The 24,554-nt window shown below is 40.3% G+C and carries 19 protein-coding genes, 1 tRNA gene and 2 pseudogenes; 7 read left to right on the top strand and 15 right to left on the bottom strand.

What is annotated here, in order from left to right; translation table 11 throughout:
- Positions 1–4 precede the first annotated feature (4 nt).
- The 4 genes and pseudogenes from AC4MBN_RS09105 to AC4MBN_RS09090 form a co-directional block, all read right to left on the bottom strand.
- The gene (locus AC4MBN_RS09105) at positions 5–835 is read right to left on the bottom strand and encodes a MetQ/NlpA family ABC transporter substrate-binding protein (protein ID WP_419365534.1); all 831 of its coding nucleotides are present in this window, start codon (positions 833–835) and stop codon (positions 5–7) included.
- Positions 836–854: 19 nt separating this feature from the next.
- Complete coding sequence (locus tag AC4MBN_RS09100) at positions 855–2,279, bottom strand: LLM class flavin-dependent oxidoreductase (protein WP_491880141.1); 1,425 nt, start codon at positions 2,277–2,279, stop codon at positions 855–857.
- Positions 2,279–3,118: pseudogene (locus AC4MBN_RS09095) on the bottom strand (acyl-CoA dehydrogenase family protein); the annotation flags it as partial. The pseudogene AC4MBN_RS09095 and the gene AC4MBN_RS09100, both read right to left, overlap by 1 nt.
- Before the next feature lie 139 nt (positions 3,119–3,257).
- Positions 3,258–4,460 (bottom strand): SfnB family sulfur acquisition oxidoreductase, encoded by a 1,203-nt coding sequence (locus AC4MBN_RS09090; RefSeq protein WP_491880140.1) that lies wholly within the window; start codon positions 4,458–4,460, stop codon positions 3,258–3,260.
- 381 nt (positions 4,461–4,841) lie between these two features.
- Here AC4MBN_RS09090 and AC4MBN_RS09085 point away from each other — a divergent pair, with 381 nt between their 5' ends.
- Positions 4,842–5,606 (top strand): glutathione S-transferase family protein, encoded by a 765-nt coding sequence (locus AC4MBN_RS09085; protein ID WP_491880139.1) that lies wholly within the window; start codon positions 4,842–4,844, stop codon positions 5,604–5,606.
- 57 nt (positions 5,607–5,663) lie between these two features.
- Here the strand turns inward: AC4MBN_RS09085 and AC4MBN_RS09080 are convergent, their stop codons facing one another.
- Positions 5,664–7,457 (bottom strand): autotransporter outer membrane beta-barrel domain-containing protein, encoded by a 1,794-nt coding sequence (locus AC4MBN_RS09080; protein WP_491880138.1) that lies wholly within the window; start codon positions 7,455–7,457, stop codon positions 5,664–5,666.
- Between the two features lie 361 nt (positions 7,458–7,818).
- Here AC4MBN_RS09080 and AC4MBN_RS09075 point away from each other — a divergent pair, with 361 nt between their 5' ends.
- Entirely contained in the window at positions 7,819–8,289 is a 471-nt protein-coding gene (locus AC4MBN_RS09075) for an Lrp/AsnC family transcriptional regulator (RefSeq protein ID WP_004784091.1), read from the top strand.
- 64 nt (positions 8,290–8,353) lie between these two features.
- On the opposite strand, the gene AC4MBN_RS09070 is transcribed toward AC4MBN_RS09075, so the two are convergent.
- Positions 8,354–9,103 (bottom strand): YebC/PmpR family DNA-binding transcriptional regulator, encoded by a 750-nt coding sequence (locus tag AC4MBN_RS09070; RefSeq protein ID WP_004784089.1) that lies wholly within the window; start codon positions 9,101–9,103, stop codon positions 8,354–8,356.
- A 243-nt stretch (positions 9,104–9,346) separates the two neighbouring features.
- Positions 9,347–9,901, bottom strand: coding sequence for a 1-acyl-sn-glycerol-3-phosphate acyltransferase (locus tag AC4MBN_RS09065; protein WP_312208885.1), 555 nt, complete (start codon positions 9,899–9,901; stop codon positions 9,347–9,349).
- A gap of 798 nt (positions 9,902–10,699) precedes the next feature.
- Here AC4MBN_RS09065 and AC4MBN_RS09060 point away from each other — a divergent pair.
- From AC4MBN_RS09060 to AC4MBN_RS09045, 4 genes are all read left to right on the top strand, one after another.
- A tRNA-Ile gene (locus tag AC4MBN_RS09060) sits at positions 10,700–10,776 on the top strand.
- Positions 10,777–10,982: 206 nt separating this feature from the next.
- A complete protein-coding gene (locus AC4MBN_RS09055; protein WP_419374618.1) occupies positions 10,983–12,173 on the top strand; it encodes a tyrosine-type recombinase/integrase in 1,191 nt (396 codons plus the stop codon).
- 168 nt (positions 12,174–12,341) lie between these two features.
- On the top strand, positions 12,342–12,602 hold the full coding sequence (locus AC4MBN_RS09050) for a hypothetical protein (protein WP_166136154.1): 261 nt from the start codon (positions 12,342–12,344) through the stop codon (positions 12,600–12,602).
- A complete protein-coding gene (locus AC4MBN_RS09045) occupies positions 12,592–12,879 on the top strand; it encodes a helix-turn-helix transcriptional regulator (RefSeq protein WP_491880137.1) in 288 nt (95 codons plus the stop codon). Before AC4MBN_RS09050 ends, AC4MBN_RS09045 begins: the two co-directional genes overlap by 11 nt.
- Before the next feature lie 366 nt (positions 12,880–13,245).
- Here AC4MBN_RS09045 and AC4MBN_RS09040 read toward each other — a convergent pair whose 3' ends face one another.
- Positions 13,246–16,311, bottom strand: a complete 3,066-nt coding sequence (locus tag AC4MBN_RS09040) for a tyrosine-type recombinase/integrase (protein ID WP_491880136.1) — start codon at positions 16,309–16,311, stop codon at positions 13,246–13,248.
- Between the two features lie 749 nt (positions 16,312–17,060).
- On the opposite strand from AC4MBN_RS09040, the gene AC4MBN_RS09035 reads away from it, so the two are divergent.
- The gene (locus AC4MBN_RS09035; RefSeq protein WP_491876716.1) at positions 17,061–18,500 is read left to right on the top strand and encodes a hypothetical protein; all 1,440 of its coding nucleotides are present in this window, start codon (positions 17,061–17,063) and stop codon (positions 18,498–18,500) included.
- Between the two features lie 20 nt (positions 18,501–18,520).
- Here the strand turns inward: AC4MBN_RS09035 and AC4MBN_RS09030 are convergent, their stop codons facing one another.
- From AC4MBN_RS09030 to AC4MBN_RS09000, 7 genes and pseudogenes are all read right to left on the bottom strand, one after another.
- Entirely contained in the window at positions 18,521–18,664 is a 144-nt protein-coding gene (locus tag AC4MBN_RS09030) for a transposase family protein (protein WP_491876717.1), read from the bottom strand.
- A pseudogene (locus AC4MBN_RS09025) lies at positions 18,661–19,018 on the bottom strand (transposase). The gene AC4MBN_RS09030 and the pseudogene AC4MBN_RS09025 overlap by 4 nt, the downstream one beginning before the upstream one ends.
- 262 nt (positions 19,019–19,280) lie before the next feature.
- Positions 19,281–19,985 (bottom strand): arsenical resistance protein ArsH, encoded by a 705-nt coding sequence (gene arsH, locus AC4MBN_RS09020; protein WP_491876718.1) that lies wholly within the window; start codon positions 19,983–19,985, stop codon positions 19,281–19,283.
- Between the two features lie 5 nt (positions 19,986–19,990).
- On the bottom strand, positions 19,991–21,031 hold the full coding sequence (arsB, locus tag AC4MBN_RS09015) for an ACR3 family arsenite efflux transporter (protein ID WP_166136169.1): 1,041 nt from the start codon (positions 21,029–21,031) through the stop codon (positions 19,991–19,993).
- Between the two features lie 3 nt (positions 21,032–21,034).
- On the bottom strand, positions 21,035–21,508 hold the full coding sequence (locus tag AC4MBN_RS09010; protein WP_166136172.1) for an arsenate reductase ArsC: 474 nt from the start codon (positions 21,506–21,508) through the stop codon (positions 21,035–21,037).
- Positions 21,509–21,513: 5 nt separating this feature from the next.
- Complete coding sequence (locus AC4MBN_RS09005) at positions 21,514–21,837, bottom strand: ArsR/SmtB family transcription factor (RefSeq protein ID WP_166136176.1); 324 nt, start codon at positions 21,835–21,837, stop codon at positions 21,514–21,516.
- A 342-nt stretch (positions 21,838–22,179) separates the two neighbouring features.
- The gene (locus AC4MBN_RS09000; RefSeq protein WP_419365555.1) at positions 22,180–24,372 is read right to left on the bottom strand and encodes a PhoX family protein; all 2,193 of its coding nucleotides are present in this window, start codon (positions 24,370–24,372) and stop codon (positions 22,180–22,182) included.
- Positions 24,373–24,554 lie beyond the last annotated feature (182 nt).

Raw genomic sequence — 24,554 nt, 5'->3', positions numbered from 1 at the left:
CTCCTTATTTCCAGCCCGGGAACCAGAGCTTCGCACCAAAGTCAGCATCTAATGCTTCCTTCACGCGAGGTGAGTTCTGATAGATTTCAACAAATTTTTTCAGCTTGTCATTTTTGTCCTGATAGTCCTCACGTACGGCAAACAGGATTGCATAACGGTTGTCTTTGTTAGAGTCAAATAACAATGCTTGTTCTGGATCAGCTGTTTTAGCCAGACGTAGGTAATGCGGGTAACCGAATGCCAGATCAACATCATCAATGGCACGAGCGGTTTGTGGACCTTCAACTTCAACAAACTGAAGATTTTTCGGATTCACTGCAATATCTTTCAGGCTTGACAGGTGGTTGTTTGGATCTTTCAATGTCACTAGATTCGCCTGTTGTAATAACAGTAGCGCACGTCCCTGATTGACTGGATCGTTTGGTACCACAACTTTCGCGCCGTCTTTAAGTTCATCCAGACTGTTAATTTTCTTGGAATACAAACCAACATGTGTCGCTGCACCTTTGGCAAAGGCTTTGATCTTGAAATCAGTTTCTTTTTTAGCATTGTCCAAAAATGGCTGATGCTGGAAGAAGTTGGCATCAATATCGCCATGATTTAGGGTAATGTTTGGAGTATTCCAGTCAGAAAACTCAACCAGTTTGACATTTACGCCTTGCTGTTTGGCTTCTTCGGCTGCGACCTGCAAAGGTTTAGCAAAAGATGGGCTGATCCCAATCACCAGTTCATCCGAACCGGATTTCTTTTGCTGGTTCCACATCACCAGCCCAATGATGATGGCAGCAATAATTACCCCAATAATGGTGAATTTTGTTTTAGCGGTTTGTGCCATGTTGCACCTCAAAATGAATTTATGCTGATTGTTTTTGCTTTAAGTTTGTGTTCGCTGTTGAGGCGGATTTTTGACATCGGAATTGCTGTACTGGATGCGCACTAGGTAAGCGGTCTCCTTGCTGAAACAGTTTGTGTCTGAAACTGCCTTGTTCATATTCAGTTTTATAGCGTCCGCGCTGCTGTAATTCAGGAATCACAAATTGGATAAAATCCTGATGTGATTCAGGTGCCACCGTACGGGTCAGGTTGAAGCCATCAATACCGGTATCATCAATCAGCTGAATCAGTTTTTCTGCCACGGTGGCGCCACTGCCAACGATCAGTGGATAACGTCCACCCAGCACATGTTGAGCCTTTAGGTCATTGGGTGTGATCTGCTGCTCTTTAAATTTGTCATTAACCGTCGCAATACTGTTGGTCTTCTTGTACGGGATCGGCTCATCATCGGCAAATTTGGCCAAGTCAATGCCAACCGAACTGGAGTAATGTGCAAGACCAGCTTCAGGGCTGGCGTAAGCACGGTATTCATCCAGTTTTTGCTGTGCCAGTTCATCTGTTTCTGCGGTTACCACGGTAATGCCGACAAAAATCTTGATTGCTTCAGGATCACGGCCTTGTTCAACCGCTTGACGGCGGATCTGATCGACCTGTTTCTTGATCTTGTGTGGATGTTCACCACCAATAAACATGCCTTCAGCATGCTGGGTAGCGAAAGCGATACCACGCGGTGATGCACCAGCCTGGAATAGTACCGGCGTACGCTGAACAGAAGGGGAAACCTGGAATACGCCCTGACTGCGATAAAACTGGCTTTGATGATTGACCTGATGCACCTTGGCTGGATCAGTGTAGATGCGCTGCTGTTTGTTTTTCAGCACAGCATCATCCTCCCAAGAACCTTCCCAGAACTTGTAGCAAAGCTGTAAAAATTCCTCGGCCTGTTCATAGCGCAGGTCATGGTCTTTCAGGCCATTTTCACCAATCAGACGTTGTGCACTGTCCAGATAACCCGTAACAATATTCCAGCCGATACGGCCATTGGTCAGATGATCCAGGCTGGCAAAGCGGCGGGCAAACTGATACGGTGATTCATAGCTTAAATTCACCGTGACACCAAAACCAAGATTTTCAGTTACTGCTGCCATAGCAGATACCAGCGTACTTGGGTCATGACTGGGTAACTGAATTGATTCTCTTAGCGTCAGATCAATACCGTTTTGATAGACGTCATAGACTCCAGTAATGTCGGCAATAAATAGGCCATCAAATAAACCTTGTTCTAGTGTTTTTGCCAGATCCGTCCAGTAGCTGAGTTCATTAAAACGGTGAGATTCATCCCGTGGATGAGTCCACAAGCCATGATTGATATGACCCACGCAGTTCATATCAAAGGCATTTAGCAGGATTTTTTTAGCTTTTGGGTTGGTTGTCGTATTTGTCATTACAAGGTCCCCCGGCGTGGAGGTAGGACACCATTCAACAAATAATTGGCAATGAAATAATATTTCCAGCGTGAAGCGTCATGCAGGGTATGCACGCGGGCATTGCGCCAGAAACGATCCAAGCCATCTTCGCGTTGGCTACCACGACTGCTAGCCAGTTCAATCAGTTTGGATGATGCTTTTAAGGCGGTTTCACTACTGTGTGCACGGGCCTTAGCTACATCTAGAGAGGCTTTGGCAACACTAGATTCAGTTGGATCAGCTTTAGCTGCATCTACAGAGCGGGCGGCCTGTTTCAGTAACACTTCTGAAGCACGTACATCAGCAACCACGCGGCCCAGTTCAAATTTAGTCAGCGGATCATCGGTAGCTTTGTCCACACCCGAATCAATCCAAGGGCGGGCCTGACACACGCGATTCAAGGTTTCTTCAAAAGCAGCACGGGCAATGCCGGTTTCAATAGAGGCATGCAGTAATTGTGCGAAAGGGCCCGAAATGGTTGGGTGCGAATAGGCCGTATCAAAACGTACCACATCTTCCTCAAGCACATGCACGTTGTCGAATTTCACCGTGCCGCTGCCAGTGGTACGTTGACCAAAACCGCTCCAGTCATCAATCAAGGTAAGACCTTCGCTGTTACGTGGCACAAAGACCAGAAACTGCTGTTCATGTTCATCCACCACTAGGGTTGGAATACGGTGCGCAAACAGGCTGCCGGTGCAATAGAATTTTTCGCCGTTAATGACATAACCTTGCTCTGCTTTGCGGATGGCAGTTTGACGTTGAGCGGCAGTCTTGGTTTTAAACTCAGCCAAGGCATTACCAAAACGGGCACCTTTACGGCACCAGCCTTGAACTGCTCTGCCAGATTATGGGCAATTTCCAGTGCTTCTTCATCAGATTTGATGATGTGCGCATGTGCCAGCTGTTCTGACTGCAATGGAATAATATTTTGAAATGAAGTCATGGCGAATATCCTTAAATCCAAGCGTGGCGGGCAGGGAGTTTATGATTCAGGTAATAATCCCCGAGCGCATGCAGCTTCCAGCGGATCGGGTCATGCAGGGTATGCACACGGGCATTACGCCAATGCTGATCGAGGTTATGCTGACTTAAGCTAGAGCGGCTGCCGCCTAGTTCCAGTAATTTTTCCGAGATATGCAAAGCTGCATCATTGGCATAGACTTTGGCTTCAGCCACTAGAATTGAGGCTTTAGCGGCCTGCTCATCAGTCACAGATTCCAGCTGATCCAGTTCATCCAGATATTCAGCGGCTTCATTCAGCAGTAAAATCGCGGCATCGAGCAGCACAGAAGATTTACCGACTTCCTGCAAGGTGTAATGCTCAAAGCTGGCTTTTTCTACCTGAGCATCCACGATTGGACGGGCCTTATGCACCGCAGTCAGCGTATCGGCAAAAGCAGCTTCGGCAATGCCGACATCAATCGCAACCTGCATCAATTGGGAATAGGCACCGCGGTAGCTTGGTTGACTCCCTAACAGACGCTCATCAAAAATCAATAGTGGATCAACTTCGACATGCTGAAGTTTGACTGTGCCACTCGAAGTCGTGCGTTGACCAAAGCCATTCCAGTTATCGATCACTTCAATGCCGTCGGCATTGCGATTGACAATAGTCAGCACCACATGTCCTTCAGGATGAATCGCTTTAATCGCTAACCAGTGCGCGAAGCTGCTGCCGGTCGAATAAAATTTTTCACCATTCATAAAATAGCGGCCATTTTCAATCGTGAGCGTGGTTGCCAGTGTTTTGGTGTCTTTGGTATTACGTTCCGGACCACCATTGGCCAGACGCTTACCTTTTAGAATTTCGTTATAAATAAACTGTTTTTGTTCTTCTGTGCCCATGATCCCGATCATGTTGAGTAATGCAATCTGGTTCTGCGGAATTTGCCCGACACTTGAGTCAGCTTTATTAATAATCCGGAATACATGCGCCAGGGTTTTATTGGCAACAAATGCACCGCCGTACTGTTTCGGAATGCGCATGCCGCCCAGGCCTTTCTGGCTGAACAGGTCAATCTCAGCAAAAGGTAATAGACGTTGTTGATCACGCTGATTACGGCCTTCTAGGGCAAAGTCTGCAACCTGATAAGCAGCATTAATCGCGTCGAGATCATTTTCGATGATATGAACTTTTTCAGAAGTTAAACGAGACATAATGACATCCTAAATCGATGCTAAAACGTTACAGCGAAAGCTTTATGTAATTAAGCAATTGCTTTTGCAAAGCTTATGAAAAAAGCTATTTAGGACAAAAACTACTAGATTCTTATAAATTTGGAATATAGTAACTGATTAAAATTAAATAGGTTTTTAATGTTTCCTTGATTTTAAAAGATGAGTTTAAAGTAGTGCATATCTGCTTTATAGATAATTAAGACAAAAAAATGTATAAAAATACTCATCGCCGTGTCGAATAAGCAACATCTTTATTTTGAATAAAAAGTTCATTGTATTTCCAGTCGGGGGTGACTAAAGTATCCGACTAAATTAGATGGTTTTAATGCGACCTGACCTAAAAACAAGCATGGAGAATTTATGCGCATCTTATACCAGTTTCCACTTTCTCATTTTTGTGAAAAGGCACGCTGGATGCTGGATTACAAAGAGCTGGAATATGTTGCGCAAAATCTGATGCCGGGTGCTCATCGTGCCTTTGCTCGCCTGAAAACGGGACAAAACCGTTTACCGATTCTGCGCGATCGGGAACAGTGGATTGCGGACTCGACCAAAATCGCCCTGTATCTGGATGAGCAATATCCTGAACACCGTCTGCTACCTGCAGAAACAAGCTTGCGCCAGCAGGCATTAGATATTGATGAAATCACTCAGGAATTAGGCCGCCATGTGCGTCGCTGGATGCTGGCTCAGGCTTTATCGCATGATCATGAATCGATGGATATTCTGATTGGAGAAAAAGGCTATCTGCGCCAGTTTGAAAAATTCTCCAAGCCATTGCTAAAAACCATTTTGACCAAGGGTTATGCCTTAACTGAAGAAACACTGGAACAGTCCAAACAATTTATCACGGATTCGGTTGAGCAGCTTAATCAGATTCGTATGGAAAAAGAAGGACCTTATCTCGTCGGTTCACGTTTCTCTCTGGCCGATATTGCAGTTTGTTCCATTTTAGCACCTTTACTGGCCATTCCGGGAACGCCGTGGGAGCGAGAAAGCTTTGAATCAATGTCGGATGAATACCGTGAATATCAAAGTCATTTGGCTGAGTTGCCATTAGGGCAATATATTCAAAAGATGTATCGTAATGAGCGTAATGCTCGTGTCGATTGGCGCGGTGTATAAAATTAAAAATGAAATAAAAAAAACGCGCATAAAGCGCGTTTTTTTATGAGATTAGAATTAACCCCAAGGGTTGGTTTGATCAATATCACTTGTTTTACTGAAGCCACTGAGCAGTGAGCTAAAGTCAAACTTCGGCAGGGAACTACCACTTGAGAGATTGGTAATGGTCTCTTTAATGGTTGGGAGGATTTCAGTAATGCTGATATTCGTAGCCGTATCAGTATTACTAATGCCGGAGATCAATTCGCTAAGATCAGGCAGTTGTAGGGACGAGTTGTTACCGACTAAATTGCCAAGACTATCTGTGAATGCGTCCAGACCTAAACCGTCTAAGCTTGGTATGCCAGAACCGAGTGATCCAAGTAAGTCACCAATTTCAGGGAACTGAATACCATCCAGTGCATCTGTAAATTGACCTTCGCTATCAATTAGCGCAATCACAGGTTTTAGTGCGGTAATCACATTATTGAGGTCGCTGGATAAGGTGAGCAGTGATGGGTTATTCACAAAATCCAGCACCACTTGTACGCTATTCAAGACATCGTAAAGAGAATTCAAGATTTCTGCCTGATCAGCGTCAAGAACGTCACTATTCGCTAATAGATTCAACAGTGGATTGATGCCTTTTAGTACATCCGCGATGGTGTCTGGCACATTACCTGAACCTGCAGAACTGATTGCAGATACCAATGTAGTCACACTACCAACCACTGTTGGTAAAACTTGGGTAAGTTGATCCATATCAATGGATGAGTTACCTGTATCAATCGATACAAGCAGTGGCATCAGGCTTTGCGTTACAGTTTGCGCAATGGTGCCCGTATCGATATTGCCTGAATTGCTGATTAGACCACTGAGCAAATTGGTAATAGCACCGATATCAAGGTCACTGCTTGCATTGCTCATTAGGTTACTGGCTAACAGATTGACTGAACTGGTATCTAAACTACCTGTTGAGCCACCGATCAATCCGCTGATCAAGTCAACAATTGCACCGATGTCGAGATCACTAGCGGCATTGCCACTGATGAGACCACCGACTAGGTTGGCAATTTGACCAATATCTACATCGCCAAGTCCGCCAGAACCACCAATTAAGCCACTAACCAGTTCAGTAATTTGTGCGATATCAATATCGCCACCTTGAATCAAGCCGCTAACTAGACCTGCAATTGCTCCTATATCAATGCCGTCTAATCCACCTGAACCACCAATCAGACCGCTCAATAGTTGGGTGATTTGAGTAATATCAATATCACCACCTTGGATGAGACCACTGACGATACCGACGATGGCCCCAATGTCTGTTCCACCAAGACCACCAGTACCTCCAATCAAGCCACTCAGCAGTTGAGTGATTTGGGTAAGATCAAGGTCGCCACCTTGCAATAAGTTGCCAGCCAGTTCAGCAATTTTACCGAGGTCTACATTGCCAGTACTGCCACCCATCAATCCGCTGACCAATTTGATAACTGCATTTAAATCCAGGGTTGATGTATTACCACCCATTAAACTGCCAAGCAAATTGCTGATTGAACCTATGTCAAAACTGCCACCATTGGCTTTAGTTAACTGGCTAATTAAACTATTGATATCAAGTTTAGAAGCATTTGAGCCTGTAAATTGGCTAATTAAATCAGTGAGGGAACTGGAAGTTAAACTTTTGCCAGAAAGCAGGCTGTTTAAGAGAGAATCCAGGGAGGGTGTAGAGGGGGTAGAACCTGTAATAGAACCAATGATGCCAGAAAGACTGCCACCCAATAAACTGCCAAGTAAACTCGTATTTTGTGTCTCTGTCGTGAGCACTGGACTGAGTTTAGTTTTAATTGAACTAAGAATACTAAAAGCCATAACCGTTCCTTGCGAATTTTTATCTTGTTATGTTTGTTGTGTGTTTTAGATAAACCGCTCAATTCTTATTCAATTTCTATACAAGTGTAAATCTAAGTTGGATTAATCATGCTTTGAAAATAGGATTATCAGGGTAATGGTTTTTATTCATAAATAGTTTAGTGATAAATAAGAATGATTTATTTAAAAGAGACGGTTATCGAAAATTTTTTTATACGACGAATGACTATAAACATGGCTTAAAACTGGCTATTAAGATATATCTGGCATTTTTTTTCAAATAACTGGTAATTTACGAAAAAAAAAACAATACTAAGAGTTAAATGATGATGTATTTAAATAAAATGGCAAGAGATTAAAGATGGAATTAGATCGTTTTGATAAGCACATTCTTGAAATTTTGACCCATGAAGATGTCAATCTGAATGAACTCTCGGAGAGAGTAAATTTATCTGTGAGTTCGGTACACCGCAGGATCAAGCATTTGATCGATCATAATATTATCAGTGGCTTGAAGCGCGAGATTAATTATCAAAAATTGGGCTTTAGCCTGCATGTGCTGTTGCAGGTTTCCTTAAGCAAGCATGATAGCGATACTTTTGCCAAATTTTTAGAAGAATTAGAAAATATTCCGGAAGTCATTAATGCTTTTCTGGTGACAGGGCAGTCTGCGGATTTTATTGTCGAAGTTGTGGCACGTGATATGGAAAATTATAGTCAGATTCTATTAAGTAGAATCGGCAAGATCGAGCATGTCGTAGCGCTGCATTCCAGCTTCGTGATTAAGGAATATAATGTCTTTAACTGTAGTGGTCTTTTAAATAAGGTTTAAAATTCTAGGCTTTTTAGGACATATAAAAAACGCACCCGAAGGTGCGTTTTGATCTCATAGAAAATTAGGCATCGAGTTGTGCTAAAACTTCATCAGAGAATTCAACGTTGGTATAAACGTTTTGAACATCATCCAGATCTTCAAGCATATCAATCATTTTCATGATTTTTTTCGCTTGGTCGATATCTGTGATTTCAGCTTTGGTAGATGGGCTCATCACCACTTCAGCGTTATCAGATTTTAAACCCGCAGCAGCTAAAGCATCTTGTACTGTACCGAAGCTTTCTGGCGTAGTGATCACCAGGATTTCATCTTCATCCACTTCAATGTCTTCAGCACCCGCTTCAAGTGCTACTTCCATGATTTGATCTTCTAAAGACACATCTTCAAAAGTAATCTCGCCACGTTTAGTGAACAGGAAGGATACTGAACCGTTGGTACCGAGGTTACCATCAGTTTTAGTGAAACAGTGACGTACATCAGGAACCGTACGGTTCAGGTTATCTGTCATGGTTTCAACAATAACCGCAACGCCGCCTACGCCATAACCTTCATAGGTTACTTCTTTCAGATCGTCGTTATCTTCACCACCGGCACCACGCTGAATCGCACGATTGATCACATCACGTGTCATGTTTACAGATAATGCTTTTTCTACAACAGCACGTAGACGAGGATTACTACCCGCATCAGCGCCACCGAGTTTAGCAGCAGTTGTTAATTCACGAATGTATTTGGTAAACAACTTACCACGACTGGCATCTTGTTTTGCTTTACGATGCTTAATATTGGCCCACTTGGAATGACCCGCCATGCGAAATATGCTCCTTGTAGATTGGCTGTATGCCTATCGAATTGCGCCGATTCTACCATAAGCTCTTTTTTTGAAAAAAGAGTCTGAATTTGAGATTTAATGATAATGCCAAAAAAATAGGCAATAAAATAGAAAGGCAAAGCAATAAATGTAAATAAAAACTTAAGAAAATGTTTGCTGAGAAAATACCTAAATAAGAAAAGGGCAGGAGAAATATTATTCTCAAGCCCTTTTATGGAGTGTTTATTCCGGGATAATAATATCCAGACCAACATTCTCTTTATAGAGCTGCTTGATTAAAGCCAGATCATGTGCAAGATCAGTCGGATAGATTTTGCCAAAAATCCCGCCTTGCTTGGTCTTGGAATTGGCATACATCAGCACAATTGGCACATTGGCAGCTTTGGCAATATGCCAGAAACCGGTACGGATTGGTTTACGCGTTTCACCATTTTTGGCACGGGTTGCTTCAGGTGCGATCACCAGATTGAATTTTTCATTATTCTGAAAATGTTCAACCATTATGCTGACAATATCCTTATTCGCCTTACGGTCGACCGCGATACCACCCATGGCTTCCAGAATTGGTTTCATTGGGCCTTTGAATAGTTCTTTCTTGATCAGGGTATGAATTTTGATGTCATACATTTTAAAGAGTGCCAAAGATAGAACTGCATCCATCATGGATGTATGTTCAAATCCGACAATGACCTGTTTATCTTCGAGTACATCGGGTTCGACATGATATTGCCAACCGGCAAGTTTAAATGCAGATTCGCCAATAAATTTGTTTAGCATAAGTAGAAAGAAATAAGAGCTAACGGTATGAACTGCATAATTTCTTCCTGTTCTTATTCACAGTCAATAGGCTTTATTTCAAATTCATTAATAATATGAAAAATCCAAGATCAAAAAAGTATATTAAATAATTTTTTAAGACCTGAAAGATATAAATAAATGCTTAATAATCCTTAGTATATATCATCTTATATAAAATAAGTCTTAAAATGATGAAAAAATGACTATCCAGCACAAATTTTAGTTATTAGACTTTTGTCGAAGAAAAGAAGAAATTGTGTCTTTTCTATTTTCTGGTCATTTTCTCTCTGAGATTGAAACCTATGACGTATATTACAGCTTTCATGTTCTCAATGCTCCTTTTAGCACTGGTTATTGTATGGTCTTTAATCGAAATCTATATGGATTTGCGTAAAGACGAGAAATTGGAATCGGAATTTTAGTCTTTATAAATTTTTAAAGAATATCTTTTGTGATTATATTTCTATACATAATAGTTGGTATTTTTATTGATTATGGTTGTATTGAGACGTAAAAGCGATCAATTTATTGATTTGATATTCGAATAATTAGCGTAGCTCTCTTTATTTTAGATAGAAAATATAGATGTCATATGAGGCTTTTGCTAGTTCAACTTAGACTGAAGTCTTAAATCCTAAACAGAACAGTTATTAAAGATAAAAAATGATTGCTGGCTAAGTGTGCAAGCAGCAAGAAAAGTACTTGTTTTTTGATCTAATCTTGGCTAGTATTCAATGCGCCTGAACTAGTTGAAATATAACAAATTCAGCCTATATAGGGCCTATAGCTCAGTTGGTTAGAGCAGCGGACTCATAATCCGTTGGTCGACAGTTCAAGTCTGTCTGGGCCCACCAAATTTCATTCTCATACTATTCTTATGTGAAATATAAAACCCTAATTCTAAAAGAATTAGGGTTTTTTTATTGCCTAAAAAATACACATATGTACGCATATGTTCACATACGTTCGCGTATAAAAATGGACCCTGTGTATCCTATTGTGTGTATCCCGAGTTCACCCTATAACGAGGATACATATTTTCAATTGAGAGTTTTAGACCATGACTAGAAAACGACATTTAAGTGATCTGAAATGCGATGCATTGAAAGCAAAAGAGAAGGAATATCGGGTTGGTGATGTTCCGGGTCTTTATCTGAGGATTCAAACTTCAGGTAAAAAATCCTGGCAAATGCGTAAAAAGAATAGTCAGGGAAAATGGGCATGGATCGGTTTAGGGACTTATCCAGAAGTTTCTCTTAAAGAGGCTCGTGAAAAAGTGAGAGATATAGAAAAGGGTATAGTGGTACCGCTTACCCGTAAAGAAAAAGCGTTGAAATTGCAAGAAGAGAATAAAGAGCTGTTTGAACAGTTGATGTGGGAATGGTTGGATACCAAAAAAAATTCGTGGACAGCACAAACATTTAAAAAGGAGGTTCAATCTATCGAGAGGCATCTCTTACCTGTATTTGGCAAAAGAAAATTTGCAGAGATCAAGACTCAAGAATGGCAAAAATTTTTTCAGGGTAAACAAAGAAAAGAGAAGATTTTTAACCGAGTCGAGAAACTACTTTCCTATGTTCGGAATGCCTATGATTACGCCATTCATCATGAGCGGATGCAACGCAACCCTGTAGCAACCCTGAAAAAATACCTGGATAAGAATATAGGAAATAATATGAAGCACATTGATATTCGTGAATTGCCTGAAATGCTTCAAAAGATCAGAAATTATCGAACCCGACAAATCGCTATTGGTTTGGAATTATTAATTCTCATGTTTCCAAGACCAGGTGAATTAAGAATCGCGACATGGGATCAGTTTGATTTCGATCTCAAAATTTGGAAAAGGCCAGGTTCCATGATGAAAATGAGAAAAGATCACGATATTCCCTTATCTCCACAAGTTATTAAGTTGCTGGAGGAGTTAAAGGCAATTCCTGGGCGAGAAAGTAAATATTTATTTCCTTCCAGAGACAGTGCAATGAAGCCGATCAGTAATCTGACTTTTAATGCTGCTTTGAACAGAATGGGCTACAAAGACAAGCAAAATCCACATGGCTTTCGCCATATTGCAGCCACCCAATTGAACGATATTTTAAGTGATAAACAGCAGGTGATAGAAGCCTGCCTAGCACACCTTAAGGCGGGGATGCCTGGTACTTATAATAAAGGTCAGCATTTTCGGGAGCGTATTAAAGTCATGGAATGGTGGGGTAACTATATAGACTCTATTGTTACAAAATGCATCTAATTTTACAAAGAAAATATAAAAAAACTCCTACAGGGTGTTGCAAATATTTTCTAGTGAGGTAGTGTTTAGTTATTAATCACCACCTCATTAAAATGTATGAGTAACCCCAAAGATAATGTCAATAATTTTTTAATTCGGAAGTATTTCTTATTATGTACACAGGAAAAAGTGTCTGATTTAATCACACAAGAGTGTATACATAAAAATAGTTTTGATGCCATTGAAAAATTCTTGCCTTGGAGAATTAAATTATTGGATCTTTGTAAAATAATGGGTATTACTAGAGCACAATTAAAAAAAATTGCTGATAGTGATCCAACTTTTCCTCATCCACAAAAGGATTTTACCCAGCGTCGTGCAGGAGTGTATTACGATACAAAGCAAATAGAAACATGGTTGCAAAACAATTGGGAAATTAATGCAGATTAATTTCAATTATTTAAATAAAAACCTCCAGAGGAGAACAGAAACTATGCCAAGTGGTCATCACGATCATAATAATGGTAAAGTATTTGAAAGCCTTCTTTTAAAGCTTCATCAGGTGTGCGAGCTTTTAAATATTTCTAGAACAAGCTTATATAAGCTTATGAAAATAGATCCTACATTTCCTCGACCCAAAAAAATTGTAAGTTCTCTGCAAGGTGGGAATTTGTTTATAGCTGAGGAGCTTTGGGCCTGGTATAGAAATAAATTCCTGGGAGAGTAGGTTTATTAAGCCCCTGTAACCAGGGGCTTTTTTTAATAAATAGAATATGAATCAGGAAGTCGTTCTCGATATAGAACTCTTATTTCATCAAAGCTAATGTCAGGATTCTGGTCTATCAGTTCTTCAATCCATAAATAGATGGCCCGATAATTACTACAGTTATTATCTTCATTAAAGAACAGTCCTAGCGTATATCCATCGAGAATTTGAAACTCATGAATTAGTTTACGCAATATATTATTGATCTTTTCTCTATTAAGCATCTGCGTATCTCTTATTATCATCGATGATTCTTTTTAATATAAATTTTAGGGCTTGTCTAATTCCAAGATGTAACTGAAGTTTATAGGTTATCTAGTATTTATTCTAAATAAAAACCTTTTGATTAAATACACATAAGAGAATAAGACTGTACTTAAGAAAACTGAGTGATTTATTGGTATTTTTTGATTTTAAGTATACACGGAAAGAATTTTGAAAGTTTCCAGGTATTAGGTTGGCCTGATTAATTTTTTGAATGCATTTAATTGATGATAAATCTATGTTTTTTATCCTATAGGGTATTTCAATGGTCCAGTAATGGATGGGAAAAAGTGGAAAGATTGCCTCAAAAAAGATATTAATTTGATCTAGTTCTTTAATGTGGAATATTAATCCTGATTCAGAGATATTCACCTTTTGAATAAATATTTTTAATCCTTGAATGAGATTTTTATTATCTCTGGAATAATCACCCAGCTGTTTAAAAAAATACGGAATCAGTTTCTTTTCTTCAAAAGTTTCTACGCAGGGCAATATGCGTCTATCTTTGTCAGGATTGATGATGAACCTTGACCTGCCTTTCTGATTTTTCAGCATCTGTAATTTGTTGATATTGTCTTTACATGCCTGAATGAAAGCCCGTGGGAGGTTCAATTTTTTAGCGATGTAATCAATATCATCAAATCGTTCACAGTGTCTAATGATCTGGATTGCCATATGAGCGGAGATACCTGATGTAGCCGTGCCCGGATAATATTTTTCGTTACTGCACTCATTTTTTCGGGTAACGGATGGTTTGGCTCTTTTAGAACTTTTTCTATGTGTAGCGCTATTTATCAGGTGCTCAGCAGTCAAATTTAGCCTAAGCATCGGACTTAAACTACTTGGATGAATGTCTTTCGAAGTGGGTTTGATTGAGAGGCCAGGATAAATGGTTTTAAGAGTTGAATAGGGAATAGATGGATCATATTGACTGAGCTTGTATCCTGCCATGATAAAGCATAAGTGCAGATAGCTTTTAAAGGTTTCTGTTGGCGTGATATGCCCGAGTAAATGGGCAAGAATATACCAGAGATCCTGTGCTGTTTTACCACGTATCAGGTCACTGCGTATCCGCGCATAATCTTGCTGAGTATAATCACTAAAGACCTTGACCAGTTCATAGGGCATATTGAGGATCAGTGCTAGATGATTGGCGGCAGAATGTCTGAGGGTATGAAATGAATATTGACACCCCGGTAATACCGTATTGATCAGATTCGAGAAAATCTGAGAGACAAAATGTGCGGATAAGCGTTCAGTGCTATTCCACATGGTAAATACATAGTCATCTTTATTGAAGCTGATGCGTCTGGATAAACAGTAGTCCTTAAATGTTTCATGTTCATTGGGACATAACAGCGTACTGACCGGGATGTTACGTTCAGCGCTGTCCGTTTTTAATGTATGTTCCTGCTGACTAGAGCGGTAAGGCCTAATCCAGATGGATGTACATGTGGGGCCTTCCAGATCTTTAATTCTTAGGCCTAAAATTTCATTAATCCGCATCCCGGTACGAAAGGCGAGGATGAAGATAATTTTGAGCATTTCGGCATCATGCTGATTAAAGCTGTCACACTTTACGTAAGCAGGGATAAGAGCAAGTACAGCGCAAAATACTTTGGCTGAGATAATTTGTGTCTTGGGATGGGAGGATGTCTGAAGATCGCGGTACAAAGGAAAATCTTCTGATTTAAACAGAATTTTTTGGAAATGATGAAATCGTCGTAGCAGATCGAGTTTTTGATGCGAGGACCTGGTGTTTTCTCCCATAATCCTGCTGTAGATGTCCTCAAGGTGGGTATTGAAATCAGGATCTTCACTATAGGGAAGCGCATGCAACAACCAGGCTTCTGCAAACTTGGCATAGTAGCTATAGATCGAGGATCGCCTTAATTTCTGCTGGTAACCTAAATATTTGAGCCAAGCTTCTGTGTCGAGATTGAAGAGCTGGCTTAAGTGCTGTACTTGCGCTGTACTGGGTTGAAACATACTGATCAGCCATAGGCAGATTCGGATTGAGGCTTCAGACAGGACAGCATGTTCTTGGGTCACATAGTCGATGAGTTCAGTCAAACCGTCTTGATTGTGTCGAATGGTCTTGAGCAAATACCTATGCAGTTTTTTGATGCTGGCCAGCGATTGTTCATTTATCACGGTGGTTGAGCATTTTACTGAAGGCCTATTCGTGATGTGACCCTCATTTAACTGTGCTGAAAACAGAGGTGGATCCAGATAATTTTTGAATGATGTCAGGCTTAAGCCGCAGGTTTCATTTTTGTCTTCCAGGCAGCGGCTTAAAGCGGTATCCAGTGTGACATTATCCAGTTGCACCCAATGAGAACTTGCCGAAGCCAGAAGTTTAGTAATCTCAGAATATTGACCGGTAAACTCCATTTTCCTGAAGATGATACTGAGATAGTCAAAGGCATTCATGCGTACAGTCGGGGAGTTTTCAAGGTATCGGACCAGCCAGAGTTGAGTGATGCGGTCTAAAACCAGTGTGCGCGATTTTCTTAGTGGGGCTTCAGGATGGTAGATGTCTCCATAACCCGGGGATAAGGGTTCAAGAAAGACCAGATGCAGATCTATAGTCTTAAGGTACTGAATCATCAGTCCTTGCTGTAACTGTTCAAGAAATGCATCCAGAGTATTGCGGGTACAGATCCCGGCAAAGAGAATACTCGAGATCAGGATATTACCAATGATTTCTGCATCGGAGAACTGTGATGCCGTGTTCCAGTAACGCCACAGCCTTTGATAAATCATATGGGCATACTTGGAGTGTTCAAGCCACTCCCGGTTGAATTCCATGGGCTCACGTTCAATGCTCAGGAATTGCCGGGAGGGTAAATCAAGCTCGATTTCGTAGCGATGGTTGAATAGCATGATCTGCCTGCGGTAGCAGTGATACAGCATTTTTTTATAACGAACCGAGGAGGCTTCTCGTTCAATGGCCGCTTCAAGTTTTTCTAACAGTCCTATGTGTTGATGATTTTGGTACGCCTCGAGGAAATCATCTAAAGGCAGATGCGTTTGAATAAAGTTTTGGGCCTGCTGCATCTCCTTTTGTATGACCTGTTTCCGTTCTGTATGACGGCGCTCACTGGCGAACTTAGAGATCTTTGGCATCAGTCATCCATCCCGTCAATTGGAAAGAGAGCGGTGCTTTGCGCGATGCTAATCACAGCAACTATTTTTGCTTGAGATAACGCCAAGGGAAGAAGCCCAGAGAGTATTCTTTTATTCATAGAGGTTTCTTATTATTTTTATGTCCTGTCTCTATGATAAAACTGAAATTTAACTTATGAACGCATGATCAAAAACTTGGGAATAAAGGGGCAGGTTTTTGTTGAAAAGATGGTATGTCTAAAGATATAAAAAAGAGTTTTATAAACTGCTATTTTAAATAATATATTGAAAATTAAGGGTTTTTGGTTCTAAAAATCTTCTTGGTTTTAAGCCTAATTGTATTTTTTCAAAGTCAGGTCAATGAAGTTCATGCGCGTGTGGCAGTTCTGAATAGATTTACGGAATTAGGTAGACCTCACACCCAAGTTGTCACTTAAATTTGAATGGATTGGGGAAAACTCAGCTTTTGAATGTTTATGCAACAAAGCCGGTACTAAGCGGTACTTTTGGGCTAGTTAAGTTCCAATTTTCGTACTTATCGTACTACCTATATGCATAGACAGGAAATTTATGGGGGTTTTTTATCTTAAACTTGGAATTAATCTTATTAAATTGTGAGATGAAAGAGTTTGTCTGGGTATTAGGACGCTTTTTGTATATGTATTTTTGATAGTTTTTGCCTAAAAAAGAACTGATTAATGTGATAAGTTTCCAGCAAATTTATATCTTTATAACCTATAAAAACTGCTATGTTAAAAGCTCTTAAAATTGCAACTTTCCAACAAAAAGTTTGCCTTGTTTTATTCCTTATTTTGTCATTAGGTTACTTCGGTTTAGAAATCTATTTTAACTCGATGATCATTAGCCAGATGTCCACTACAACCTCGGCTACAAAGATCGAAACGGTGGAACGATATGGTAAAGCCTTTACCGGAATAGGGATCTGCCTACTGTTCATGAAAGCAGTTCTGCCAGGATTCCAGAAAATCCATCAATTCATTCTCTGGCTTATTCCAGTGGCCTTAATTTCAATTGGTATCTCATTCTTTGTGCAGAACCAGGTCATTAATTACATTGTGAATAGCGCTTCTAATGAACAGAAGGGCAAGGCTTTGCTGATTACAGGCGCTCATAACACCATTGTTCCGTATTATAACGACCGTTGGGCCACAAAAAGGGAGCATCTTTATTGGTTTAATTTCAAAATTTGGCTTAAACAAAAAATGAACCCTCGTGATGGGATATACATCAATAGGGAATTAACACCGGAATATGCCGAAGCCAAATCAAAAGCTGAACGTCAGCAATATTATTCTCAGGCTCAATCATGCCAACAGCATCCAAATATCTTTAATGTCGAGAGCACCTTAGATCGGGCCTTTTTCCCATATATTGAGATGACTAAGACTTATAGTGAAGATAAATACAAGCAAGCGATTACATCATTCGCTACATGCTTAATGAACGATGATGCTTATTACAATCGCCAAATGATGTCGAGCAATGTTCTAACTCAATTACAAAACGCTTGGGGTCGCTATATCGGCAAGAGCGAGGAATATAACCGTTACATGGATCAGGTTTTCTTTACTAAAAAGAAAGAAAAAATCCATCAAGAATGGGTTAAGCAAAGCAAAGAAACTTTTGGACCAAATTCTAATGTTCCACCGAACATGACTGAACGCCAGTTCTTTAATCACCCTGATGTAAAGGCTTATATCTTCAAAGAAACGAACCAGACTCGTATCTATGATCCTAAGCAAAAGGATTTTAAAGAACAGATTATTGCCTCAATGCCAGATTCACTGTTTAGAACCTATAATAAGTATCGTCCATATATTTCTGAACTGAATGCACAAAATGAGAAGCCTAAAATGCCTCGTGCTGGTGAAGAAATGGATGCTAAAGATGCCTATAAATCAATCGTGATGCCTATGGTGGGCCTGTGCTTCTCAATCTTCTTCCTGATCACGAACTTTTTGTCTTTGATCTCACTTTTTGTATTTGAGAACAATCCTAAGTTTGCAAAAATCTTCATGGCTGTTTCATTGAGTGCGGTACTGATTCTGCCAAGCGTGAAGGGTGGTGCAGTTAAAGAAGTTGCGGCTGAGTCAAAAAGTGTGACTGCTAAATTTATAGTACGAACTGTCTACTACTACCAGAGCATCATCATGAAGATCTATAAGTAATTGTGATTTTGTATAGTTGCTTAGACCGCCTGTATACAGAACAGGTAAGCGCAATGCGGTTTGATGTAGCCAAAGGCTCTCAGCACCTGAGCCATGACAGTATCCATCCCTGCTCGCATATCCAGAGGTTGGGTAGAAAGCCAGATTTCATCAATGCGGATCATGTTGCAAGTGCCTTGAGTAATTCTGCTAAAGCAGATATTTCTGATACTTGCCATTTCAAGCCAAATTCTGCTTTTGAGTGGGGTAAAGTAATTTGAACCGTTAACATCTCAGTAGGAATAGGATCTAATGGTGCAGAGCAAGATAAAGCAATAAATGCAGGTTTATTCGGTAGTGGTGAGCGATCATTCCCTTGCTTACCATCAATTAAGCGAATCCATTTGGATACAAGATTTGTATTCAATTGAAACGTCCGGTGCTTTACAAGCCTGAACGATCTGCTGTTTAAATTCAGCACTGTATGTTCTTCGTTTTTTCGCAAGAGATGCGATGGATGTCTGATTATTTATAGTCATAAATTTAAGTCCCCACTTGTTTTTAAGTGGGGACTAAATTAAGGCTTATAGGATGAATTCATAAGGTGTGTTCAGCGGACGCTTACAATGAGACTACATAAATTCGTGAAACATTGCTCACTTAATGACTGTGGAACATGAAAAATCCATGAAGAAGCCCAATCGGTATTGTTTGGGCTTCTTTATGTGTATTAAGTTTTTGATTTTTATACAATATAATGAATAATTTCTTATAACGTGTATTATGTTAATTTTAGGAAATTTAAAGACTCTGTTGATTTACACGCTTAGATAATTCTTCAGCACTTTCTACCCGTTCAGAGTAGCGGTCAGTGAGGTATGAGGACTGTCCTCTCGTTAAGAGCGTAAACTTGTATAACTCTTCCATCACATCCACGATCCTAGTGTAGTAAGAAGAGAGCTTCATACGACCATCCTCTTCAAACTCTAGGAATGCTTTAGGTACTGATGATTGATTCGGAATCGTGATCATCCGCATCCAGCGCCCTAAAATACGTAATTGATTGACCACATTAAATGATTGAGAACCTCCACACACTTGCATTACAGCTAAGGTTTTACCTTGAGTTGCACGTATTGCACCTGCGGCAAGTGGAATCCAGTCGATTTGAGCTTTCAAGATGGAACTCATTGAGCCGTGACGTTCAGGAGAGCACCACACCATACCTTCTGACCATGTTAAGAGTTCATGTAGTTCTTTAACCTTTGGATGTTCCATATCGCCATCTTCAGGGAGAGGTAGACCTTTAGGATGGAAAATTTTAACTTCGGCACCGAAATACTCTAGGATTCGGCCAGCTTCTTGAACAGCTAAACGGCTATATGATCTATCACGGTTTGAACCATACAGAAGCAGTATTCTTGGTGGATGATCCAGCTCTTTGGCTTGAACCTTTTCTAAAGTAGGCTTGTCTAAAAGACTTAAATCAATATTCGGTAAATTCATCAGATTTATACCTCTTTAAAAACTTTTGTTCTCAGCCATAAAGACACTGATACCAGCATAATGAGCACCGGTACTTCAACTAATGGACCTATCACCGTAGTAAATGCAACAGGCGAAGCCAGTCCAAAAGTGGCAATAGCGACAGCAAGCGCCAATTCAAAATTGTTGCCTGCAGCAGTAAAGGAAATAGCGGTAGTTTTAGGGTAGTCATTGCCCATCCATTTGCTCATAAAGAAGCTAATGAAGAACATTACAATGAAGTAGAAGGTTAAAGGGATTGCGATTCTCAGCACGTCTAGAGGTAAATGAACGACTTCACCACCTTTTAGACTAAACATGGCTACAATCGTAAATAAGAGCGCAATCAGGCTAAGTGGACTGATCTTGGGAATAAACTTGGTTTGATACCATAGCAACCCTTTTTGCTTCACTAAAATCATTCGGGTTAAGAAACCAAGTAGAAATGGTATGCCGAGATAAACGAGGACAGCATGAGTAATTGTCCAAAAGCTCACATCAATGACCTGTGCTTCCACACCAAAATAAGGCGGTAAGAAGGTCAGGAAAAGCCAAGCATAGGTACTAAAAAACAAAATTTGGAAAATACTGTTAAAAGCCACCAATGCCGCTACGTACTGATTATCGCCACAAGCTAATCCATTCCATACCAACACCATAGCGATGCATCGAGCTAATCCAATCAAGATTAAGCCTGTCATATATTCAGGATAGGAATGTAAGAAAACTATTGCCAGGATAAACATCAGACATGGAGCTATCAGCCAGTTCTGAATAAGGGATAAAGTCAGAGTGCATTTATCCTCGAACACTTTTGGCAAAGTTGCATAATCGACTTTAGCGAGTGGTGGATACATCATCAGAATGAGCCCTATTGCGATAGGAATATTCACTGAATCCACGCTTAATTTATCCAGTGCAACAGAGGCTTGAGGAAAGAACACGCCAATGCCTACCCCTAATGCCATGGCAATAAAAATCCATAGGGTCAGGTTTCGGTCTAGAAAAGAAAGTCTTGAGTTAGACATGGCTTACTCGATATTAGAAATCTTGCTGATTTCATTGATTAGTTCAGAACGAGAAAGGCTATTTACATCAAGTGCAAATAAAGCGTCTAAGCGTCTATTAATGTGATCAACAGTCCTTAAGAATGCTTGAAGTTTTTCTTCTTCAGGAAGGTCTAAATGTGATGGGTCGGCTAATCCCCAATGAGCTTTAATTGCATCATTCAAATATAGGGGACATGACTCTTGAGCAGCCGAATCACATACTGTAATCACAACATCAGGTTGGTATCGTTCACAGTCATCCATTGTTTTGCTGGATAAGCCTTCTGTAGATAGTCCTAAGTTTTCCAAAGTCTTAATTGTTAAGGGATGAACTTTGCCTGTCGGCTTACTGCCAGCACTATAAGCTTTCCATCCTTCAGGAGCGCGGCTGTTAAATAACACTTCTGAAAGGACGCTACGGCAACTATTGCCTGTACATAAGAAAAGGAATTTCATAGTTATTAATCACAATGAATAGAGATAGAGGTATCGGTAGAGGTGCTATTAATCATGTCTTCGTTTTGATTCGAGATGATATTTAGTACAGCTTTAGCCCATTCAGGAAGATTTGGGTTCAGACGGTAATAGACCCATTGTCCTTGTCGCTGATCTAGCAAAATCGAAAGGTTTCTAAGTAATGCTAGGTGTCTGGAAATCTTAGGCTGACTAAGCTGCAAACGTTCAGTGAGTTCACAAACGCAAATATTCTGCTTAGCTATAACAAGCTTTAAGATATCCAAGCGAGTTGGATCAGAAAGGCATTTAAAGAAATCAGTTTGATCCATTAAGTTGACTCAATTTATACTCTTATTCAAATATACGTATATCCATATATTAAGTCAATTTATATCTATTTAACATAGTGACGATTATATGAACTCTAAAGCGTCCAAGTAAGATAGGAATCTCTGTTCACTTTTCTGTGAGATTTAGTGTCCATTAAAATAAGAATACGCAATTAGCAACTGAATAAAAAACTCTCTAGGTAAATTAATGTCTTAAACAGGAAATTGATATCGAGCCCAGCATCCATTACACCAAAATATGAAATATTAAGAACTTTATAGACATCTGTTTTAGTAATAAAGATGCTGGCATTAAGCCAGCATTTTAAATTTTTGAGTTCTTTAACCCGCTATTGACCCGCCATCCTTACGAGTGATTACTACAGTTGCAGAGCGTGGCCGGGAAGTAGCAGATGAGTTAGTCTGTGATGCAGGCCAATGACTAGTGGGCTTATCATAACTTCGAGAATCTTCTCCAGGATGCTGTACGTTGATGAAAATCGCTTTATAGTCTGGTGTCATGGTTACCCCCGTAATCTCGCAGCCTTTCGGACCTGTCAGGAAACGACGTAAAGTTTGATCTGAGACTTGAGCACCGACTATAGTTTCCTGACCAGAAGATGTGGTTGTTCGAGTACCATCTCCAACCTTACCAGGTAAAGCAGCCAACATCATACAATTGGTCGTATCTGTATAAGCACCATCATCAGTCTGAATCCAGAGTACACCACGAGGGTCAAACCACATTCCATCTGGTGAAGACAAGTCATTATTATCATTTAAACCCGATAGATTAATATTCTGTGCCATTTTAGCTTCAGCACCAAATAGGTAAATATCCCATTTGAATGTGATGGCTGTAGTCGTATCCTTATCTTCATGTAAACGGATAATATGACCATTTACATTACCTTTGCCACCTTCAGGATCGCTATAGTTACGTGGATTGGCTGCATCTAAGGCATGTGTAGTGCCGCGGTTAGAGTTATTAGTGAGCGTAACATAGACTTCTCCATTTTCAGGATTGACTGCAACCCATTCTGGACGATCCATTTTAGTAGCGCCTACGCTATCTGCTGCTAGACGGGCAAAGGTCACGACATCCGCCTGGGAACTAAAAGGGTAGATATTGTTCAGCTCATTCAACCCATTAATACCATAACTCAGCTCAATCCATCGACCATTTCCGTCTGCATTGAATTTGGCAACATAAAGTTTGCCATGATCCATATATTTATCTCCGGCTGCATAACCGCCATTGCGGTCTTTTTCACTCCATTTGTAGTCAGAGACAAACTTATAGATGTATTCTCCACGTGAGTCATCGCCCATATAGAAAGCCAGGTTATCATCTTCACGAGCACGACTAGCACGACAGTCTTCATGGGCAAAACGCCCTAAGGCTGTACGCTTAACTGGATTTTGTCGGCTATCAAATGGATCAATTTCTACAATCCAGCCAAAAGTATTTGGGCCATTACGATAATCCTTGCTGGCATCACCGGCAGTAATATCTGCGCTCCATCGATCATAAAGATCCTGAGGTTCAATTGTACCTATTGCAGATTCCCAGCCATAACGTGAGCTTGAACCTGCTTTTAAACCATAACGCTCCAAAGCGATCTTTTCTTGCGCTAAGCGATGAACATCATCAGTTTTGCTACGGACAAAGTAACCAATAAAGTTTTCTTCAGTGGTGAGATAAGTACCCCAGGGGGTATAGCCGTTGCCGCAGTTGTTATGCGTACCGCGTGTTAATTTTCCACCTGGTGAAAAGCGTGTAGATAGAAGAGTAGATCCACTCGCAGGACCTGAAAAGCTCATGACAGTTGAGGCAGTAATTCGACGGTTATAAATCGAATTTTTGACAATTTCTATTTTTTGGTTGGAATTGTCTTTTTTGATATGAACGATTGAAACACCATGTGCATTTGTCTCACGAATGACTTCATCTTCAGGGCGGCGACCATCAACTTTGGTTGGTCCTTGAGGATGTAAAAAAGTCGGATTGATATATTCATGGTTCATAACGAGTAGACCGTGCTCAGACACAGTCGGGTCATAGCGGCCAGTAGTAATATTTAAGCCAAAAAAACTCATTCCATCATGGCAGTCGCCAGAGCGAAACTGAAAGCTTGGACCATTCGGGATATTGTTATCATCCCAGTCTGAATATGCAGGATTAATAGAATCTCCAAGAGCATACAGGACATTGGCTTCATAACCGTCTGGTACAGTAACGATATCATTCAAGTTTTTGGCAACTGGTGTAAAGTTCAGTTGCTCTGGTTTTGTATTTGGGTCAGTAGCAGGCGGGTTTGGTGCAGTCTCGGTTGGGGGCAGAGTAGAGCTATTATCGTTATCCCCACATCCAGTCAGAGAAGATGCAAGGGCCAATGCTGCAGCCCCACTTGCAGTTTTGGCAATCAAGTCACGACGAGAGATAGATTGTTCTAAAATATCCCGAAAATGATGATTATCTGACGTATTATTATCCAATTCCTGATTTTCATCATAAGGTAAGTAGTCTGTCATTGTTTTATTCCCATAACTAAGGTCTGGTTGTTTTAAAGTCAGGAATAAATTAGCGGTTAAATATGACAGTCGGGTGAAGCTAATATTGCGGATTTATTAAATATAATATTGATTTATAAATCAAAAATAAAAGCAGCTTAAGCTGCTCATAGAGAATTTTCTTCTTTTATGTTGTTTTTATT

This window comes from Acinetobacter sp. CAU_H_60 (genome assembly GCF_058599385.1).
The sequence above is the reverse complement of the archived record's forward strand: the minus strand, read 5'-3'. Positions and strand labels throughout refer to the sequence as shown.

Bases quoted from the DNA above. Each gene is read 5' to 3' on its own strand.
- AC4MBN_RS09105 (WP_419365534.1), bottom strand. From the start codon at position 835: ATGGCACAAACCGCTAAAACAAAATTCACCATTATTGGGGTAATTATT.
- AC4MBN_RS09100 (WP_491880141.1), bottom strand. From the start codon at position 2,279: ATGACAAATACGACAACCAACCCAAAAGCTAAAAAAATCCTGCTAAAT.
- AC4MBN_RS09005 (WP_166136176.1), bottom strand. From the start codon at position 21,837: ATGGATCAAACTGATTTCTTTAAATGCCTTTCTGATCCAACTCGCTTG.
- AC4MBN_RS09085 (WP_491880139.1), top strand. From the start codon at position 4,842: ATGCGCATCTTATACCAGTTTCCACTTTCTCATTTTTGTGAAAAGGCA.
- AC4MBN_RS09040 (WP_491880136.1), bottom strand. From the start codon at position 16,311: ATGCCAAAGATCTCTAAGTTCGCCAGTGAGCGCCGTCATACAGAACGG.
- AC4MBN_RS09055 (WP_419374618.1), top strand. From the start codon at position 10,983: ATGACTAGAAAACGACATTTAAGTGATCTGAAATGCGATGCATTGAAA.
- AC4MBN_RS09010 (WP_166136172.1), bottom strand. From the start codon at position 21,508: ATGAAATTCCTTTTCTTATGTACAGGCAATAGTTGCCGTAGCGTCCTT.
- arsH (WP_491876718.1), bottom strand. From the start codon at position 19,985: ATGAATTTACCGAATATTGATTTAAGTCTTTTAGACAAGCCTACTTTA.
- AC4MBN_RS09090 (WP_491880140.1), bottom strand. From the start codon at position 4,460: ATGTCTCGTTTAACTTCTGAAAAAGTTCATATCATCGAAAATGATCTC.
- AC4MBN_RS09070 (WP_004784089.1), bottom strand. From the start codon at position 9,103: ATGGCGGGTCATTCCAAGTGGGCCAATATTAAGCATCGTAAAGCAAAA.
- AC4MBN_RS09000 (WP_419365555.1), bottom strand. From the start codon at position 24,372: ATGACAGACTACTTACCTTATGATGAAAATCAGGAATTGGATAATAAT.
- AC4MBN_RS09045 (WP_491880137.1), top strand. From the start codon at position 12,592: ATGCAGATTAATTTCAATTATTTAAATAAAAACCTCCAGAGGAGAACA.
- AC4MBN_RS09075 (WP_004784091.1), top strand. From the start codon at position 7,819: ATGGAATTAGATCGTTTTGATAAGCACATTCTTGAAATTTTGACCCAT.
- AC4MBN_RS09035 (WP_491876716.1), top strand. From the start codon at position 17,061: ATGTTAAAAGCTCTTAAAATTGCAACTTTCCAACAAAAAGTTTGCCTT.
- AC4MBN_RS09080 (WP_491880138.1), bottom strand. From the start codon at position 7,457: ATGGCTTTTAGTATTCTTAGTTCAATTAAAACTAAACTCAGTCCAGTG.
- arsB (WP_166136169.1), bottom strand. From the start codon at position 21,031: ATGTCTAACTCAAGACTTTCTTTTCTAGACCGAAACCTGACCCTATGG.
- AC4MBN_RS09030 (WP_491876717.1), bottom strand. From the start codon at position 18,664: ATGATCCGCATTGATGAAATCTGGCTTTCTACCCAACCTCTGGATATG.
- AC4MBN_RS09065 (WP_312208885.1), bottom strand. From the start codon at position 9,901: ATGCTAAACAAATTTATTGGCGAATCTGCATTTAAACTTGCCGGTTGG.